This window comes from Halomonas halmophila, assembly GCF_006540005.1.
GTDB classification, from domain to species: domain Bacteria; phylum Pseudomonadota; class Gammaproteobacteria; order Pseudomonadales; family Halomonadaceae; genus Halomonas; species Halomonas halmophila.
The window spans coordinates 1-1,500 of the sequence record NZ_BJOC01000078.1 but is presented as its reverse complement, the minus strand read 5'-3'; the positions used below and the strand labels follow the sequence as shown (position 1 = coordinate 1,500).

The following is a 1,500-nucleotide window of genomic DNA, read 5'->3' as shown; positions in this document are numbered from 1 at the left end:
GGCGCCACGTCGAGGCCGTTGATCATGCCCGAGATGAAGCGATTGCCGCCCATCAGGTTGTAGACGCCGACCAGCGCCGCGGCGCCGATGCCGATCCAGATGATCATGCCGCAGGTGGTCAGCGTCTGGCCGAGGCTCGCGTGCAGGGTCTTCAGCGAGAACTCACCGCGCAGCACCACTGCCAGCAGCACGCCGAACACGCCCATGGCCGCCGCCTCGGTCACCGAGGCCACGCCGCCATAGATCGAACCCAGCACCAGCAGGGCGATCAGCCCCGGCACGACGATGGCCTTGAGCGCCTCCCAGCGATTGGTGAAGCTCTCCTCGCGATCGGCTTCACTCATCGGCGGCCCCATGGCCGGGTTGCGCAGGCAGCGCACCAGCACATAGGCGATGTACGACAGCATCAGGATCACCGCCGGCGTGATGGCCGCGGTGAAGAGGTCGGCGATCGACACGCTGGCGATCAGACCATAGATGATCAGCACGATGGACGGCGGCATCATGGTACCCAGTGCCCCGCCGGCACACACCACGCCGATCGACAGGTGCTTGTCATAGCCCAGGCGCAGCATCTGCGGCAGTGCCAGGATACCCAGCAGCACGATCTCGCCACCGATGATCCCGGACAGCGCCGCCAGGAAGAAGGCCACGATCACGGTCTGCACCGCCACGCCACCAGGCAGGCGGCCAGCGAAGACCCGCATGGCGTTGAACAGGTCCTTGGCGATCCCCGATCGATCGAGCAGAGACGCCATGAGGACGAACATCGGCACCGCCACCAGCGAATACTCGGTGACGAAGCCATAGACCCGGGTGGTGACCAGCGGCAGGGCGCTGGACCCGAACCAGCCGAAGGTAAAGACCAGGGCGATCAGTCCGGTAATAAAGGCCAGCGGCAGGCCGGTGACCAGAAGCGCGAAGATGGCCGCGACCATCAACAGCGTGGCATCTGCGATTTCCATCAGGCCATGCCCTCCGTGTCATCGATGGTGGGCGCCGGCTTGCCGCGCAGCGACTGCACGAAATGCAACAGGGTCTGCACGCACATGATGGCCAGCGCCAGCATGATCATGCCCTTGACCAGCGCCGGGAAGGGTGGGTTCCAGGCGGTGCCGGAGCGTTCCAGCCGCCACTCGCCCATGGGGTTGTGGGAGGCATCCCAGAACATGGTGAAGGCGGCATAGGTCATGCCCAGGCAGAACAGAAAGGCGACCAGGTCATTGAAGCGGTCGAGCCACAGGCGCGCCTTCGGCCCGACGCTATCGTAGAGCACCTTGACGCGGATATGACGGTTGCCGGCCAGGGCGGCCGGGCCAGCGAAGGAAAAGCTGACGGCGACGAGCATGACCACCGTCTCGTGGACCCAGGACGTGGGGGAGCCGAAGGCATAGCGCATGATGACTTCATAGACGCTGATGGCCATGGCGATGAACACCAGCCAGGCGGCCACACGACCGCAGGCCACCACGCCGCGGTCGAAAACATTGCGAGCCGGAT

At 65.2% G+C, this 1,500-nt stretch carries 2 protein-coding genes; both read right to left on the bottom strand.

Annotated elements, in window-relative coordinates:
• A partial coding sequence (locus HHA01_RS14655) for a TRAP transporter large permease (protein ID WP_141322052.1) occupies positions 1–965 on the bottom strand: 965 nt, incomplete at its 3' end.
• Positions 965–1,500: TRAP transporter small permease subunit (locus tag HHA01_RS14650; RefSeq protein WP_141322049.1), on the bottom strand; the 536-nt coding region annotated here is incomplete at its 5' end. The genes HHA01_RS14650 and HHA01_RS14655, both read right to left, overlap by 1 nt.